Source organism: Psychroflexus torquis ATCC 700755, from assembly GCF_000153485.2.
Taxonomy (GTDB): Bacteria; Bacteroidota; Bacteroidia; order Flavobacteriales; family Flavobacteriaceae; genus Psychroflexus; species Psychroflexus torquis.
Genome location: NC_018721.1, coordinates 2,058,257 through 2,074,453, shown reverse-complemented (window position 1 = coordinate 2,074,453; position 16,197 = coordinate 2,058,257). Strand labels below are relative to the sequence as shown.

Sequence of the window (16,197 nt, the reverse complement as noted above, 5' to 3'; positions counted from 1 at the left end):
ATCGGTGATTTTTAGCGTCACCTTAATCAAATAATTTAATTAGAGGTATAATAGTAACATCCGTATGAGTTCCGTTGAGATAATCCAAACATTTGGTTGATTTCAGAAACCTTTAAAATGAAAAAATGCCATATTGTTTAGATAATAATAGCCTTCTAAAAGTGCCAAATCTTCTGTTTTCTCAATAGAAACATTTTCTCCTTTTACACGAAGTATTTTATCACCATCTTCTCTTGTTTTATAATTCCATTAATGCAGCCTATTTTAAGTATGTCTTTTGAATGTTGATCTAATTTATATAACAAAGACTATGAAATAAGCAAGATACTTGTAACAGCTATAGTTTTTATTAGTCTTTGTATTTTTGCGTTTTTCCTAAACGTCTTCGTATTCTACTTAAAGCTTCTGGAGTAATACCAAGATAGGATGCAATCATATATTGAGGAACTCGTTGTATTACTTCTGGTCTAGTGATAAGCATATTGGCATAACGCTCTTCTGGAGAATTTAAAATAAATGATGCTTTAATATCAGTTACTGCTATATACAAGTTTTCAGCTAGCAACTTTCCGAATTGCACAAAATTCGGAATGGCTTTGTACATAAAATCAACATCCTTTTTTTCAAAAACAATAACCGTACTATCTTCAGTAGCCTGTAAATAAGTCAAAGACTTTTTCTCGGTTAAAAAACTTGCATAATCTGTACAAAACCCACCTTCCAATAAAAATTGTTTGGTGTATTCTTGACCATCAACCGAATAAAAGCCTCTAAACGCTCCTTTATTTATAAAGGCAACGAAATCACATACCTTTCCCTGTATTAAAATAAATTCATTTTTCGAAAAATGTTTTACTGTTGTCAACTCTTCAATAAGAAGAATATCCTTTTCTTCTAAGTCTATAAATTGTTTGAAAAATGAAATAACCTGCTTATACATTAGTTTTTATGTTTTTAAAATTGAAAACGGTAACCAAAATCAGGGAAAAAGCCAATTTGATTTATTTGTTCGACGCTACTAGTACTTCTATTATATCTTCTAACAAAAACATTATCTCTATTGGTAAGGTTTTGGAAGTCTACATAAAATTTATGAGATGTTTTTTTCTTATTGCTATTAAGCGTTACTGCAAATTTTAAATCTAGTCTCAGGTAATCTTCATATTGCTCACTAAACGCTAAATCATCTTGTAAGACTTCATACCCTGCATTTTGAGAAGCCTCTAAATTAACAGGTGTAAAACGATTTCCTCCTGAGGTTACAAAACGAGCATCGATGGAAAAAATATTTTTCTTATTCTCTCCAAACTTAAACTCTTTTCCAGCTAAAAAATTAAAGATGTGACCACCATTAAAAGGGGTGCTTCGTTCAATGCCATCACTACCTTTATAAGTGCTCTCAAAAAAAGAACTTGTTATCAAGGCATGATATCCTTTGCTAAATGATTTTTCTAAGGTGAGTTCCAATCCTATGTTTTCTCCAGTTCCTGAACTAACTAAATCTGTATTATCTGATGAAAACGTGAAATCTGCACCTTCAGTCAACGAAGAATAACTAGATGGGGATCCGTCTATGGCAGCATTATCTATTTTTTGATAATAGGTTTCTATTTTTGCTCTCCAGCTAGGTGCAATTTTAACATCATAGCCTAAAACATAGTGCTGACTTCTCACAAAATCTAAATTTTCATTAGGGTTTGTGATCACTCCATTTACTTCTTCATTTAGAAATAATAATGGGGTGGCTATATTTTGATGATGAAGACCGTACCCTAGATTTATGGTATGTTTAGGGTGTATTCTATAAGACATAGAGGCTCTTGGTTCTACAACAAACTGTTTATTAAGATCACTATACATGGTATGTATTCCTGTATTTAAGGTCAGTTTTTCAGTCAATCTGTATTTAGTTTGAATGTAGGGTTGAAATACATTATAACTCCCGTTAATACTTCTAATGGTTACTAAATCAGGGTCTCCATCACCGTTTAAATCTTCTTGTTCATCTCTCTGCTTTCTATCTAAATCTGCTGAGAAATTCTCTAATAATAATCCTGTTCTAAGGGTGAATTTATTGTTGATTTTAGTATTGAATAATGTTGAAAATGTTAATCTAGTTTCTTCATTGTTATTTTCTGCAAATCTTATAATTCTTTCGTTATCGGTAGCCAAATCAATAATACGGTCTTCTTCAAAATCGCTGCTATTCGATGCGCCTGCAATGACTGTTTTTAAATACGATTTTTCGCCAATGCTCAGTAAATGCTTAGCTCCTAAAACACCAATGTTAGAAGACACATAAGAGTTTTCATCTTCTGCTGAGAAAAGGTCATCTTCATCAAAATCCTCACCAATTAAATCGATGCTTGATGTACCCATGATTCCAAATAAAGAGAACGTACCAAGTTTACTTTTTCCTAAATTAATATTAAATGAAACATCGGAATAATTAGGGGTGTCGCTGGTTCCTGCCCCTCCTATAAGTCCGATAAGCGAGTATCGTGCAGCCACCAAAAACGAGCCGTTATTCTTTCTGTTCAATGGGCCTTCTGCCGTTGCTTCTAAACCCGTGAATGCTCCCACCTGAAAAGAATACTCATACTCATCTTTGTTTCCATTTCTAAAACCCAGATCAAAAACACCTCCAATTGCATTACCATATTCGGCAGGGAATGCAGAGGTTATAAAGTCTGAATTTTTAAGAAGATTGGGATTTAATGCAGATACTGGGCTTCCTGTTGTCCCTAAGGCTGAAAAATGATTGGGACTTGGAATTGGAATACCTTCTACCCGCCATAACAGCCCTGTTGGAGAATTACCCCGAACTACGATATCATTACGGCTATCATCTGGTGAAGCTACTCCTGCAAAATTACTTACCAATCGTGCAACATCATTTCTTCCACCAGCATATCTTGCAACTTCTTTTACACCAAATTGACGTGCTGAGACTGCCGAAAATTTGTTTAAAGATTTTATTTTATTCGTACTACTTGTAATTATAATCTCATCTAGACTCCCATAAGATTCTGTAAGTGCTACGGTAACATCTACATCTTTTCCTGTACTCACTTCAATATCTGGAATTGTACTGGTTTCATAGCCAATGTAACTTACTCTAATGGTTTTTCTGCCTACAGGGACATCAGTTAATGTAAAATACCCGTCAAAGTCTGTAATTACACCTTTGGAAATTTTAGCCCCCAAGAGTTCTACATTAGCTCCTATCAGTGGAAGTTCGGATTGTTTATCGAGAATTTTACCTTTTATAGTTCCATTCTGTCCATACATTATGGAGGCAAATAACGTGAAAATAATAAAAATTGATTTTTTCATAGTAATTGATTTGAATTTTATTTCTGCAAAGAAACATTGCTTCAAACCTTAAACTCGTTGACTTAAATCAATAAATTTGATTAAGTGATAAAATCTATTAAATTTTTCTTTAAGTACATGGAAAAAACCAAAATATGCAATTATCATATTGATTTACAGTGTTTTGTATAACATTCGCTAAAAAAGATTTAATCCATATTTAAAAATACGTTTAGCCCTTCTACCCTATTTTTTAATTTTAATTAGATTTATTTGATGCCGATTTATGCCAATTTTATAACACCACACAAAGGCTATCATAACGAGTAAAATTAATTTTTCTATTCTTTGAATATCTTGTAGATGAGTTTTTTCAATATCAAATCCACTAGACTTCATTGCTTTAAAACACATCTCAATTTGCCATCGTTTTTGATAATCTTGTTGTGCATTTTCAGGCTTTTGAGTTAATCATTTAGTCATGAAAGTATTCAAAGGTCAAAATATACTCAGTTTTGTAAAAGAACTACCAAATGATGATGCTTGTAAAGCATATTTAGCCAAGATTAAGTGGTAGGATGGTTTTAAATGTATGAAATATGATCATACCAAAGGCTGTGAAACCTACTGTTTTTATGTTCTTTTTAGGCCTGTAAACACAACAAAGGGTGTTGGGAACTTTACGAGCGGATAGTAGCCAAAGGAAAGAGTAAGAAATTGGCATTAATTGCGGTATATAATAAGCTCTTAAAACAAGCCTTTGCCATCGCAAAATCAGGGTTGATATATGATAAAGAATATAAAAGTACTTTCGTGAAAAATTAATGAGTTTTTACTTGTTTTTTGCCACAGTACTTTGTTGTGCAATGTTTATTTTTCGATTACATGATAAGAAATAAAAATATCATCTTCACTTAATTCAGCTTTCTCGTTTACTAATTCAATTTCGATTTTTTCTATATATTCTGGCTCGACTAATATTTCCGCAACTTCTTTACGGTTAAAATCTCTTGCAAGTAATTCCCATTCAAATACTATTTTTTCAGAATTAGGATCAGGAAGCAGTGATAATTTAAAATATCTATTAGATTTTTGAATTAATGGCTCATTATCTCGTGGTCTATAGGTAATAGTTTTCGTTTCATTATCCACATGTTCAGTTAAAGATATTTTTGGAAAATGAAGTGTTCCATCATCAAGTTTACTTACACCTTCTAGAAATTTAACACTAATATTCCAATCCTCAATTACTGCTGAACCTGTATTCTCCATTACAAAGTCAAAGCTACACCAAGATTTATTAATTTTATTGGATTGAAAAGGAAATAAAGGATTTATACTATCTAGTAATGATTTATGGGAATTGAACCTTTCCATTATAATATCAGATGCAGATTTGTTGGTATATCTGTATCGAGCGATTCTTTTTTCGAATTTTGGTTTCAGTATTAACTTATCTTCTAATTCGTTAAAGGAAATTTTAAAATCGAATTTTCCTATTTGACCAATTCCATGCTGATACCATTGATATGTATCAAGATTATCTTCTATTAAGTCTGCAATATCTTCCCAACAAAAAAGTAAAATTTCAAATGAACCGTTTTCTCTGTTTTCAATATCCTTTAATCTAACAAATTCCTCAATTTTTGAGTCTTTGCAATAATGTAAACTTCTAATTCTGGTTTAAATGTTTTGGCTTTTTCAATTTCGGCAATGATTTCCTTTTGTGTTAGTTTTGCATCAGAATAATCATCTTTTCCTTTTGCTTGAATTCCCCAATATTTAGTTGCGTTTTTTGGAATTCCGTATACATCAACTCCAGCTTGTTCTTGACCTAATCTTCCGTTTTTCTTTATCTTGTTAGGAATTCCCCATACTTCTCCCCAAAGCTTTTTGCAAAGTGATTCAAAATATTGCCAATTTTCAGGTTTTCCTATAGTTTTATTCATTTCTCAAATTGTGTAGTAGAGTAGAGCCTGATTGCTTACCCAAAACTGTCGCTTTAAAAGTAACAAAATAAATAAACAATCAGCGCCCCCTTCATCAAACACTTCGACAGGCTCAGTGCAGCGCCGTGCATGAAGTTTTCCCTCACACAGCCTGCCCCGTTTTTGTCGGGGGCTTACCGATAGATTTCTTTATTGAGCTTTCGCAAGGGTTTTCAAACGTGCATACTTTTCTATGTCAACTAGGTTGTAAAATTTAACCAAATTCTCATAGGGTCGCTGGCGTAGCTTCCGATGCGCTTTCCTTCCTTTGCACTTCCCCAATTACCGCAAACTTTATATGATAAGTTGTTCAAAAAGAACTGGGTGGTGTATGCCAAATCTCATTTTGGAAAACCAGAGTATGTGATTGAATATTTAGGTAGGTACATTCACCCCGTTACAAATTATCACCTGAAGGCAATTTAAATTTGTAACGGGGTGAATAAAATAGCGATAAGTAATCACCGTATCTTGTCGATTGATAAAGAAAAAAGGAGGATTACATTTAGTTTAAAAGACTATAGAAAAGGTGGGCAAAAAACCACACTAACACTCTCCACTAAAGAATTCATACGGCATTATAAATATAATTTGGTATTACTCGAATAAGGCATTATGGGTTTTTGAGTAGCAGTTGGAAAAAAGAGAAGTTGCCGCTACTACAAGCTGAATTGGCCACTGTAAAGAGGGAGCCTGTCAGAACAAAAGAACCCCTTTTGAACCGCCGATGTCCTGTCTGTAAAAAAGGGAGATTACATACGATACTAGTGTTCAATGATCGTGGACCTCCCAATAATTTGCGGGTTTTACTGAAAAACAGAAAATTGAATGGTAGCAACTAAAAATTATTCTGCACGTGCGGACTTGATCTGCGTGCCTTAACTCTAAATTAATCGATAAAAACCAGAGATCTTAAATTGAAACTACTAAAAATCCGCACAGAATGTTAGAAAACAAATAAGCAATGTATGTTTTGACCACATCAATCAAAGCAAAACTTACAACCAACCTTCCCACGAATCAACGTTTTACCCATAGACGGAAAATCAACCAGATTCGTCAACAAATCATATAGCTTTGGTCTATCGGCAAGCCATATGCTTAGTTATTGTAAATAGTTATTTAATTATAACCTGAGTTTTATTATTCACTGTGACAAACCCCATTTTTGCATTGACCAATGACAAGCTACTTTTAATCCATGAGGTTTCCATATCGAACTCAGATATCACACGTTCATCAATATCAAAATCATTAATTGGAATTTCATTCCCATTTCCCTTATTAACCACATACATTTGATAGGCCTCTTCTTTGTTGTAGATATATTCGTAATCAATCTCAAGTAAATCATCCTTTATAGAACTGTTCACAACTAATTTAGCTTTACTGTCTTTGTCACTGTGCTGAACTTGGTCAACACTATAAACCTCTACATCTTGAGTATAAGTTTTGTCAATAATGAATGGGAAACTGTATGCTTGAAAAATATAATTAAATGCGTTGATCATTGTTTGCATTGCAGCAGGCATTTGTTCATCCATATATTGTTTTACTTTTAATTGAATTTCATTTTTTTTCAATTCATCAAGTTCAGTTTTTGATTTATCCAAGAATTTGTTTAGTACAACCACTACCATCCCTTCGACTAATTCCCTTAGCTCTTTTTCATTTTTAACTTCATAAGCAAGAGCTGTATTTTGGTCAACTAGAAACGAATATTCAAGTCCAGACATCTTTTTTTGTAGTTCTAGAATTAAATCTTGCATCATTTTTTCGATTGGTGATGCATTTATCATTTCTGATTCTATTGAAATATTATCATCCAAAACAATATGCTTAAAGAGAAGTTCATAAACAGTGTCTTTTAGACTCAAAATTTTCATAGTATAACTTGAGCTTACTCCAGTAGCCATGAAAATAGAGTCTTTGGCATGAATAATTGTCGAATCAATTTGAGTAATAGATTTTGACGTACCCACCTCCCAATTAACAATAACGTTTTGAGGTTCATCAATTGAGTTTTGCGAATAGCTATTAATTCCAAATAGAATTAAACTTGCTATCATTAGTATTTTATTCATTTCTCAAATTATTTAGTAGAGTAGAGCCTGATTGCTTACCCAAAATTGTCGCTTTAAAAGTAACAAAATAAATAAAACAATCAGCGCCCCCTTCATCAAACACTTCGACAGGCTCAGTGCAGCGCCGTGCATGAAGTTTTCCCTCACACAGCCTGCCCCGTTTTTGTCGGGGGCTTACCGATAGATTTCTTTATTGAGCTTTCGCAAGGGTTTTCAAACGTGCATACTTTTCTATGTCAAATAGGTTGTAAAATTTAACCAAATCCTCATAGGGCCGCTCGCGTAGCTTCCGATGCGCTTTCCTTCCTTTGCACTTCCCCAATTACCGCAAACTTTATATGATAAGTTGTTCAAAAAGAACTGGGTGGTGTATGCCAAATCTCATTTTGGAAAACCAGAGTATGTGATTGAATATTTAGGTAGGTACATTCACCCCGTTACAAATTATCACCTGAAGGCAATTTAAATTTGTAACGGGGCAAATAAAATAGCGATAAGTAATCACCGTATCTTGTCGATTGATAAAGAAAAAAGGAGGATTACATTTAGTTTAAAAGACTATAGAAAAGGTGGGCAAAAAACCACACTAACACTATCCACTAAAGAATTCATACGGCATTATAAATATAATTTGGTATTACTCGAATAAGGCATTATGGGTTTTTGAGTAGCGGTTGGAAAAAAGAGAAGTTGCCGTTACTACAACTGCAATTAAGAGATAAAAACTTGGCACACATATTAACCTTTGCCACTCAATAGAAGTCCTTACATCGCTGTTGTCCGAGTTGTAAAAAGCAAACCTTAATCACACTTTTTACTTTTGAAAGTCGAGGGCCGCCAAAGGATTACAAAAAATTATAAAGGATAAACTATAATACAAAAATTAAAAAACAGTTCTAAAAAGAGCCTTGACTTACTAATACCAAATTAAATTTATAATGTCGTATGAATAAATTGAATTATACTTCGACGTGGCTCAGTACAGGTTTTTTGATCGATTGAAATTAAAAATAATTAGCATAGCCTTAGTTACGGTAATTATTTTTGATGAAAAGCAGGCAAAAAAGAAACGATTTATTGCGACATTATAGGTTTAAATTGGTATAACGCCCAAACTGAAGGAAAATGATAAAAAACAGCAGATTCTCACACAAAAAAAACATGATCTCACTAAAAAGTACCTTATTTAGATAAGTAACTGAATAAAAAGGGATGCAAAGCACTCTAAAAACAACCTTCTCCTCTTGTAAGGTTCCTGCCAACTCATCGAATTCCCCCTTATTTAAAAATACCGGATCAGTCAACAAATCATATAGCTTTGGCCTATCGGCAAGCCATATGCTTAGTTATTACCACACGTTTTTCTGCGCTATTTTAGGAATTCAGTTTGTCCGTTTAGTTCATCTATATTCCATTTAATTGGCTCTTCAAGTTCATAATCCGCAACTTTATATAGTTCTATTTTATTGATACTTGAGAACGTCATATTAACTCTAAATCTTGCATTCAGAAAGTAGTGATGATTTGCTACAAATGTTGCTTTTTCTTTGGCTAAATTCCTTAATTCATCAGATTTTAAATCAATTTCAAATTGCCTCGTGTCTGATGGTTGTGGTTTGATGATGACTTTATAAGTTTCTTTATCTAAATCGTAAAATTCGCTAAACACACTTTTGTCGTATGTCTTATTCGCATATTGTAAAATCCCACCGATTGGTATTATTAGAGCAAGAAGGCTTATTGCAATTCTAATTTTATTTTTCTTCTCAAATATTAGTCTTGTTCCGACAACAGCTATCAGAATACTTGCGATTGTCGGTAATCCTATAAGTCCGAAAAGCGCAATATTTCCAGGCTCAAAAGTCAAAAAACAACCTAATGTTCCAGCCATTTGTATCAGCCAAAGAATTGAAATACCAATAAGTGTGTAAATTCCAATTCTTTTAGTCGCGAAAAATAAAATAAATCCAATGATAGTTGAAATCCACAAAGGAAGATAAAGCATTTCCTTTGGGTCAATTGACCAAGCTAATGAGGTCATTGAAATTGAAAATCCAATGACTATTAAAACTATTGTTGATATTATGACGATTGCTTTTTTCAAATGTGTGGTAACGTGTTTGTGTATAGATAGTTGAGTGGTTAAGCAACTAAATTAGTAAATAGAAAACGAACCAGAGGAAATTCCTTCGGAATTTCCAAGTAGGCGAAGACTGAGCAATTGACTATACATGTTGTTACCACACGTTTTTTTAAATTAATATTGATATTAAAGTTTTAGTCAATATATAATTTTCGCCTTTTATAACCAATAATTAAACCTACAACACCAATAATAAACATAACTAAGAAACTAAAAGGTATATTTTTATTATCAATGAAAAATTTAGAAAGAACAGTAATTATTAAAAAAACAAATCCTAAGTATATCCATATACTATCCTGCTCTAATCTTTTTTTAGTTGAATAGGTTGGTTTATTATTAAATAATATTTTTAAAGAATCCCAATCCCAATAAAGTAAAAATAATGTTGAAATTAACATTAACCCAGTAATGATAGACGTTCCTCCAAAATCATAAGAGATTGTAATCACAAAAACGTTGGCTATTATTGGTAAAAAAAGAATCGCTCCTAGTTTTGCTAAGCGTTGTGTTACGAGTAGTGTTCCAGTAAAGAATTGTGCTAATCCTAAAAAGCGCCAATATACACCTGACTCATATAAAGTTTCAAAAAAATGAAAAGCAGAATTTATAGGGTATTCAGCACCACTTTCTGCCGTAAAACGTAATCCTTCAATTTTTATAAGGCTTGCAAAAATAAATGCAAAACCGATTAAATATCGAAGATAGATGATGAATATTTGTATCCAAGACTTATTTTTCATGCGAGAAGTTTTTTAGCTAATTTACTTAAATGACGATTTAAGATTAGTTTTGTTACTCAATTCATAATAAACTTTATCTCTTTATGTTATAGTCTTCTAGCAGAAACTTGCTTAAATCTCTTGTTATTAGGCTGAATCTGAATGTAGTTTAAATGTTTGGTAACGGTTATGTGGTCGAGTAGACAAGGGGAATTTCACCCCAAGCCTCTCACAGAGCCTGCCCCGTTTTGTCGGGGGCTCTTCTAATATAGTATACAAATATAAGCTCATCCTCTTTCAAGTTGGCAAATTGTAAATTAAAATTAGCTCATCCCTTTGCTCCAGTTCCATTACACTCCCGATCGCTATCGGGATCAACACTACTACGAATGAGTCCGCCTCTGCTTATAACTTCTTCCGATTGCTATCGGGACTATCTCTCGATTGTTTCGATTGAATATTTCCCTTTGACTTGTAGCGAATCCTAATGCGGTAGCCTTAAGCAAGTCTATCATCCATAAGCAGTTTCCCAAGTTCCGTAAATAAGCCTGAATAAAGTTCCCCGAAAAAAACGGGGCAGGCTTTGCCACCTGAATGATCCCGATAGATATCGGGGCTTTACAGAAAATAAATAGGTTATCTCTGTAATTAATGTCATTGCTAACATTACTTTTCACTCCGTATGCCTCGCGCCAGCTGGCTCGTTCGCTAAAAATGTCCTCAGGACATTTTCTTAACGTTCTGCCCTGTAGCTTTTGACTGAAAATAGCAACTTCTCTGCCTGCCCGTTTTTTCGGAGACACCTCGTCAGTGGTTTACTGAAGTTTATCCTGAGCTTGACGAAGGGTTCAACTCCATTACTCACACCTTGCCAACCTCGTGGATTGGATTCTCCTAAACGCTCAGCACCCCCGAGGCTTCGGAGCTCTTTACAACAACACCTTTAGGGGGTTTAGAGCCATCGCCTATACAACGACTCTGATGGACCTACCATCATCTTAACTAGTGACTGGTTGGAAATAGACAGATTTTATAAAATGAATTATTTTTGATGAGATTTGTTTTTTATTTTATGAGGTGATGCCATAGCATCAGGCGATTAAAATTTAAGATGAAAATCGCAAAAAGAAACATTTTTAATTTTGCTGTATTTCCGACCAGACACTATACACAGCATTCAACCATTTTATTTATTGCCATGGTTGATTCTTGGCACACTATGGTTTGTTGCGTGGTTAAGCAACTAATTTTAGTAAATAAATCACAGATAGAATATTCAGCAGGAATGTTCGTAAGTCGGCTAGAACTAGCAATAAATTATATACGGTGTTGTGTTTTCGTACTTTATTCAGCTGTTAATTGAATTGATAATCCCAAAGCATTGGCAAGCAATGAAAAATTAGATAATCTTATATCTTCTCCATTTTCAATTCGAGAAATATAGGGTCTTTTTTTTCCTACTTTTTGAGCTAAATTCTCTTGACTCATATGTAATTCCTTTCTACGATTTTTAATGATTTCTCCAAAATAATAAGAAAAAGCATTTTCTCTAAATTCTTCACGTTCTTTTGAACCTTCTTTTCCGTATCGTTTTGCAATCAGTTCTTTTGCGTTTATTGATTTTCCCATAATTACTTTTCTTTTAGATAATTCTCTAATATTTTTTCGGCTTGTTTGATTGCCTTTTTATAATCTTTAGTTCCCTTTTTCTGAAATCCCCATAAGCACACAGCTTTTGTGCATTCGGCAAAATTCAGATGGTCAATAGCAAAGATTACAACTCGATATTCATTTCCTGCTTTAATTCGTAATTCATAAAATTATGTCGATTGCAGTTTTTTCAGAAAATTTGAATTGACAACTTTTATTTCTCAAATAACTTCAATTAGTTGGAAAAATTTCAGTCCAACTCTTTCGTTTTGGTTGTCGATAAATCCCAAACATTCTTCTGTAATATCGATTTCTCTCATATCACAAATGTAACGTATTAGTTACAATTATTATTCCAAATTCACATTTTTTTTTCGAAGACGATTTTTTTTTCAGTATGAAACAGTAGAGTAGAGCCTGATTGCTTATCCAAAGTTGTCACTTTAAAAGTAACAAAATAAATAAACAATCAGCGCCCCCTTCATCAAACACTTCGACAGGCTCAGTGCAGCGCCGTGCATGAAGTTTTCCCTCACACAGCCTGCCCCGTTTTTGTCGGGGGCTTACCGATAGATTTCTTTATTGAGCTTTCGCAAGGGTTTTCAAACGTGCATACTTTTCTATGTCAACTAGGTTGTAAAATTTAACCAAATTCTCATAGGGTCGCTGGCGTAGCTTCCGATGCGCTTTCCTTCCTTTGCACTTCATCCATTTAAATAATTTGTAATCCAGATGCTTTTTAATGATTTTTATGGTTTCCCAAATATGTGTAACCTTACTGATAGAAAAGTAATTTAGCCAACCTCTTAATAATTGATTAACCTTCCATACTATCCACTCAATTTTCCAATGTTTTCGATTTGCAAATAATTCTCGCAATTTTGAAAACAATTTAGACCGTGACTTCATACTGGGTCGTACATTGGTGTAATTCTTGGCATTCCATCCAAATTTGGACTTTATACTTCTAAATTCAAACCCCAGAAAGAATAAACTGCTCTTGCTACTATGCAAAAGTTTTGTCTTTTCTTTATTTAACGTTAATCCCATATTATCCATTATACTAGTGATATAGTCCAGTATCTCTTTGCTGAAATACCATTTACCCATCAATAGAAAATCATCTGCATAACGAACTATGCGGATGATTGCCTTGGCAAACTTCCCCTTTGGATTGTTTACAATCTGGTCAAATGCATGGAGATACATGTTTGATAATAATGGCGAGATAACTCCCCCTTGTGGACTTCCTTTGGTACTCGCTACTAGCTTTCCGTTGGGTAGCCGTACAGGCGCAGTTAACCATTGATGTATCAAACTTAAAATACTATGATCTACCAACCTTTTCTTTAGTAAAATAAATAATTTAGTATGCGGGATGGTGTCAAAATACTTCGACAAGTCCGCATCATAGACAAATTGATGCCTATCATAAATATTTTGTTTTACTTGCTTTATGGCGTCTTTTGCTCCTCGTTTGGGTCTAAATCCAAAAGAGGTATGCTCAAAATCTGCCTCCCAAAGTGGCTCTATTAGCATCTTTACTGCCATTTGAACCACGCGGTCGCGAATTGTTGGTATTCCTAATACCCTAAAATCTCCTTCCTTTTCCTTGGGGATGAGCTTTTGCTTTACTGCTTGGCTCCTGTAGGTGTGACCTTGTAAGTCTTGTTGAATCTCGCCAAGAAAAATAGATATTCCTTGCTTTTCAATAGCGTCAAAACTTTGATTGTCTACACCTACCCCTTTAGAATAGTTGCTCCTAACTCGTCGATAGGCTTCTATAAGCGTATTGCCCTCACAGAGTTTTCCGTAAAGACTATAAGCCTTGAAGCCCTTATCTTGCTTGGCTCTAATATATAGCTTCCTCTGAAAAACACGAATTGTTGCATCGCTTTGCGATGGACTTGTTAATAGATTTACATCAATACTTGTCATTCTGTCTTTCATATAAGCATATCTAAAGTAGTGTCCCTTTCCTAATTAGAGTTTTGTTGTCTCTAACATCATAGGTACTATGAACACCTCCGACTTCTCTTGCTACAGCTAGTAATTTCGTAATACTTATGTACTAGCTTTTATAGTTGCCACCATTTGTAACAAGAGACCTCCCACGTTTCGTAGTTTTCCATCTATAACCACGCCATCCCTATGACTCCGGTAGATTGTTACACTTCATACTACTGTTTATCCATGCAACATAACAGGGTTCAAGAACGTCGAAACTCTCCCCAATCTACAGATACACTTATCGAAGCTACTACGGGTTCACACTTGCGTATTACAGCTTGGTTATTTGAACATGCCAAGCTTCAGCGAAATCCTCACAAATTTAACTGTCGGCAGCTCTTCTAAATGAACAGCAAATTATTTAGGTAGGATTTACACCTACTGGAAAAACACAACTTCGTGGCGCACCAACGATTTGAATATGGTGCGTTTGGCATTTCAACGCTCCAATTTTTCAATTTACAACTATGTTTCTTTATTGTGACCATCTTCATTATTAGCACTATATGCCAAATGCACTATATTTTTTGTTGGCATTTCGTTCTTTCCTTTTTTAATTCTTCATAAACGATTTATTTAGGATATTTCATATTTTCATAAACGTAATCAAAAAACTCTTCATCTGCTTTTTTATGATTTTCAAGATTAAAGTCTTCGCCGTTTTTTTCTTCATCAGATATTGATTCTTCACACTGCTTCACAAATAATTCAACAGCATATCCTTTTAGTTCATTGAAATAAACTTTTGCATCGACTTCTTTATAGGTCTCTTGTATAAACAATAAACTTTCTTCTACATAATTCCTAATAAACAATATTCGTTTTAAATCTTCATCTAAGATTTCTGTATCATATTTTTTCGCAGTGAATATACTCTTTAGTCCTATTTTTGAAATATTTATTAAAATATCAATCATTTTATTTCCCTTTAATAAACTTATAACCTTCTTCTATTTTGTTTGCAATTCTATCCGCAATTTCCTTGTCATTTGGGGACTGTTGTAAATCTGAAACTACACATTCTAAACAGTCCAAATCCCAACTATAAAAACCAACTTTTCTTTTTCCAGTTAAATTAGCAATACGCATATCTAGCCCAAAGGATTCTGCCATTTGCCAAGCATTTTCTTGCAACAACGCCAATTCGTCATCCTCAAATTTAATTTCTGTTTTTATATCATTTTTTTTCGGTTTCATTTCTGCCTTATTTGCTTTAATTTTCTACTAAACTTTCGTTCTCCTAAATGAATGCCAACGTCTCGGCGCCGAGTAGACAAGGGGAATTTCACCCCAAGCCTCTTACAGAACACTTCGACAGGCTCAGTGCACCGCCGTGCTTGAAAGTCTCCTCTCACAGAGCCTGCCCCGTTTTGTCGGGGGCTCTTCTAATTTAGTATACAAATATAAGCTCATCCTCTTTCAAGTTGGCAAATTGTAAATTAAAATTAGCTCATCCCTTTGCTCCAGTTCCATTACACAACCTTCAACACTACTACGAATGAGTCCGCCTCTGCTTATAATTTAGGATCTGTTATAAAATAACCTGTCTAGTTCTACTTGTTCTTTTGCTCGCCAGCTACGTTAAAAATACTCGCCATAGCTATGGCTATGTCTGTGTTTTTTGCCTTACTGCCAAACAAAATAACGGCGTATAATTCAGCCACTTTATTTTATATCAGACCCATAAGTATTCTATCTCTCGATTGTTTCGATTGAATATTTCCCTTTGACTTGTAGCGAATCCTAATGCGGTAGCCTTATACAAGTGTATCATCCATAAGCAGATTCCCAAGTTCCATAATTAAGCCCAAGTAAAGTTCTTGCCACCTGAATGACGCCAGCCTTGCAGAAAATAAATAGGTTATCTCTGTAATTAATGTTATTGCTAACATTACTTTTCACTCCGTATCATACTCCGTAGCTTTTGACTGAAAATAGCAACTTCTCGACACCTCGTCAGTGGTTTACTGAAGTTTATCCTGAGCTTGACGAAGGGTTCAACTCCATTACTCACACCTTGCCAACCTCGTGGATTGGATTCTCCTAAACGCTCAGCACCCCCGAGGCTTCGGGGCTCTTTACAACAGCACCTTTAGGGGGTTTAGAGCCATCGCCTATACAACGACTCTGATGGACCTACCATCATCTTAATTACAGCATTCAACCATTTTATTTATTGCCATGGTTGATTCTTGGCACACTATGGTTTGTTGCGAGGTTAAGCAACTAATTTAGTCAACAAATCACAGATAGAAAATTCCAGCGGAATTTTCGTAAGTAGGCGA

At 34.2% G+C, this 16,197-nt stretch carries 13 protein-coding genes and 5 pseudogenes; 5 read left to right on the top strand and 13 right to left on the bottom strand.

The features are described 5' to 3' along the window. Window positions 1-349 precede the first annotated feature (349 nt). From P700755_RS08890 to P700755_RS20730, 3 genes and pseudogenes are all read right to left on the bottom strand, one after another. Entirely contained in the window at window positions 350-940 is a 591-nt protein-coding gene (locus P700755_RS08890) for a Crp/Fnr family transcriptional regulator (protein ID WP_015024340.1), read from the bottom strand. A gap of 14 nt (window positions 941-954) precedes the next feature. Further along, window positions 955-3,336, bottom strand: coding sequence for a TonB-dependent receptor (locus tag P700755_RS08885; protein ID WP_041758279.1), 2,382 nt, complete (start codon window positions 3,334-3,336; stop codon window positions 955-957). A 225-nt stretch (window positions 3,337-3,561) separates the two neighbouring features. After that, window positions 3,562-3,759, bottom strand: a pseudogene (locus tag P700755_RS20730) (transposase); the annotation flags it as partial. A gap of 37 nt (window positions 3,760-3,796) precedes the next feature. On the opposite strand from P700755_RS20730, the pseudogene P700755_RS19940 reads away from it, so the two are divergent. Beyond that, window positions 3,797-3,889, top strand: a pseudogene (locus P700755_RS19940) (IS1595 family transposase); the annotation flags it as partial. Between the two features lie 47 nt (window positions 3,890-3,936). Beyond that, window positions 3,937-4,140 (top strand): annotated as a pseudogene (locus P700755_RS20725) (IS110 family transposase); the annotation flags it as partial. A 45-nt stretch (window positions 4,141-4,185) separates the two neighbouring features. Here P700755_RS20725 and P700755_RS08875 read toward each other — a convergent pair. Together P700755_RS08875 and P700755_RS08870 are read right to left on the bottom strand one after the other, a co-directional pair. Next, window positions 4,186-4,692, bottom strand: coding sequence for a hypothetical protein (locus P700755_RS08875; RefSeq protein ID WP_041758277.1), 507 nt, complete (start codon window positions 4,690-4,692; stop codon window positions 4,186-4,188). A 245-nt stretch (window positions 4,693-4,937) separates the two neighbouring features. Then, window positions 4,938-5,264 carry a hypothetical protein gene (locus P700755_RS08870; RefSeq protein WP_041758276.1) on the bottom strand — a complete coding sequence of 109 codons (327 nt, stop codon included), beginning with the start codon at window positions 5,262-5,264 and terminating at the stop codon, window positions 4,938-4,940. 312 nt (window positions 5,265-5,576) lie between these two features. Between P700755_RS08870 and P700755_RS21290 the strand changes: the two are divergent. After that, window positions 5,577-6,145: pseudogene (locus tag P700755_RS21290) on the top strand (transposase); the annotation flags it as partial. 276 nt (window positions 6,146-6,421) lie between these two features. On the opposite strand, the gene P700755_RS08865 reads toward P700755_RS21290, so the two are convergent. Beyond that, entirely contained in the window at window positions 6,422-7,387 is a 966-nt protein-coding gene (locus P700755_RS08865; RefSeq protein ID WP_157609272.1) for a hypothetical protein, read from the bottom strand. Window positions 7,388-7,697: 310 nt separating this feature from the next. Between P700755_RS08865 and P700755_RS21285 the strand changes: the two are divergent. After that, window positions 7,698-8,248, top strand: a pseudogene (locus tag P700755_RS21285) (transposase); the annotation flags it as partial. Window positions 8,249-8,756: 508 nt separating this feature from the next. Here P700755_RS21285 and P700755_RS08860 read toward each other — a convergent pair. The 5 genes from P700755_RS08860 to ltrA all read right to left on the bottom strand — a co-directional run bounded on the left by P700755_RS08860 (window position 8,757) and on the right by ltrA (window position 13,852). Continuing rightward, window positions 8,757-9,491 (bottom strand): hypothetical protein, encoded by a 735-nt coding sequence (locus P700755_RS08860; protein ID WP_041758275.1) that lies wholly within the window; start codon window positions 9,489-9,491, stop codon window positions 8,757-8,759. Window positions 9,492-9,664: 173 nt separating this feature from the next. After that, a complete protein-coding gene (locus P700755_RS08855) occupies window positions 9,665-10,273 on the bottom strand; it encodes a hypothetical protein (protein WP_015024335.1) in 609 nt (202 codons plus the stop codon). 1,323 nt (window positions 10,274-11,596) lie between these two features. Further along, the gene (locus tag P700755_RS08850) at window positions 11,597-11,881 is read right to left on the bottom strand and encodes a helix-turn-helix domain-containing protein (RefSeq protein ID WP_015024334.1); all 285 of its coding nucleotides are present in this window, start codon (window positions 11,879-11,881) and stop codon (window positions 11,597-11,599) included. A 2-nt stretch (window positions 11,882-11,883) separates the two neighbouring features. Then, window positions 11,884-12,057, bottom strand: a complete 174-nt coding sequence (locus tag P700755_RS20700) for a type II toxin-antitoxin system RelE/ParE family toxin (RefSeq protein WP_281015276.1) — start codon at window positions 12,055-12,057, stop codon at window positions 11,884-11,886. 424 nt (window positions 12,058-12,481) lie between these two features. Then, a complete protein-coding gene (gene ltrA, locus P700755_RS08840) occupies window positions 12,482-13,852 on the bottom strand; it encodes a group II intron reverse transcriptase/maturase (RefSeq protein WP_015024333.1) in 1,371 nt (456 codons plus the stop codon). A gap of 243 nt (window positions 13,853-14,095) precedes the next feature. Between ltrA and P700755_RS19930 the strand changes: the two genes are divergently transcribed. Next, on the top strand, window positions 14,096-14,257 hold the full coding sequence (locus P700755_RS19930; protein ID WP_157609271.1) for a hypothetical protein: 162 nt from the start codon (window positions 14,096-14,098) through the stop codon (window positions 14,255-14,257). A gap of 227 nt (window positions 14,258-14,484) precedes the next feature. Here P700755_RS19930 and P700755_RS08835 read toward each other — a convergent pair whose 3' ends face one another. Both P700755_RS08835 and P700755_RS08830 read right to left on the bottom strand, forming a co-directional pair. Beyond that, window positions 14,485-14,829, bottom strand: coding sequence for a hypothetical protein (locus P700755_RS08835; protein ID WP_015024332.1), 345 nt, complete (start codon window positions 14,827-14,829; stop codon window positions 14,485-14,487). A 1-nt stretch (window position 14,830) separates the two neighbouring features. After that, window positions 14,831-15,109, bottom strand: coding sequence for a hypothetical protein (locus P700755_RS08830; protein WP_015024331.1), 279 nt, complete (start codon window positions 15,107-15,109; stop codon window positions 14,831-14,833). Window positions 15,110-16,197 lie beyond the last annotated feature (1,088 nt).